This window comes from Wolbachia endosymbiont of Drosophila bicornuta (assembly GCF_028982105.1).
In the GTDB taxonomy this organism is placed as follows: Bacteria; Pseudomonadota; Alphaproteobacteria; order Rickettsiales; family Anaplasmataceae; genus Wolbachia; species Wolbachia pipientis.
In genome coordinates this window covers 1-505 of sequence record NZ_JAPQLF010000001.1, presented here as the reverse complement: position 1 = coordinate 505, position 505 = coordinate 1, and the positions used below count along the sequence as shown (strand labels likewise).

The window sequence follows — 505 nt, the reverse complement described above, 5'->3', positions numbered from 1 at the left end:
AAGCGGATAATAACCACGGGGCTTCTTTTGCCTTTTTTTTCATTTGGTAAATTTCTTAATGTTTATGGCTAAAAGAGCCCAAGAGAGGTCAGTGCTCCTGTGATGTCATTCCAGTCTGGAATCCAGCATTTCACACAATCCCATCAAGAACGTTGTATTTTACATAACACTTTTATGCTTACCAACCCAGTGTCCAATCAAAATTCCTGGATCCCAGTGTCTGGGCACTGGGATGACATCATAGGGACACTGGGATGACACCATAGGGGCACTGCCGTCATAAAGGAACCAGTGTCAGCTACTTGAATGACATCATAGGGGCGCTGGCCTGACAACCGTCATCCCGCTGCTTGTTAGCGCCGCGGCGGTATGACGGTCCGCTGCTTGTTAGCGAGATACCGCGAATGAATCGCGGTATGACGGTGTAATGACGGTTAAGTATAGCACTTCTCGCAATAGTCCGAATAGGATAAGATATGTGCTTATGGCTATGGTAGAGCAGTAG

At 46.9% G+C, this 505-nt stretch carries 2 protein-coding genes; one reads left to right on the top strand and one right to left on the bottom strand.

All coding sequences use genetic code 11. From position 1 onward, the window contains the following. The first annotated feature begins 102 nt into the window (after positions 1-102). A complete protein-coding gene (locus OZD68_RS00010) occupies positions 103-258 on the top strand; it encodes a hypothetical protein (RefSeq protein WP_274979748.1) in 156 nt (51 codons plus the stop codon). 40 nt (positions 259-298) lie between these two features. Here OZD68_RS00010 and OZD68_RS00005 read toward each other — a convergent pair. Further along, positions 299-505, bottom strand: a 207-nt coding sequence (locus tag OZD68_RS00005; RefSeq protein ID WP_275008669.1) for a hypothetical protein, incomplete at its 5' end; no start/stop codon positions are given.

What these genes read in the sequence shown, in the direction of transcription:
- OZD68_RS00010 (WP_274979748.1), top strand. Translation starts at nt 103, where the DNA reads ATGTCATTCCAGTCTGGAATCCAGCATTTCACACAATCCCATCAAGAA.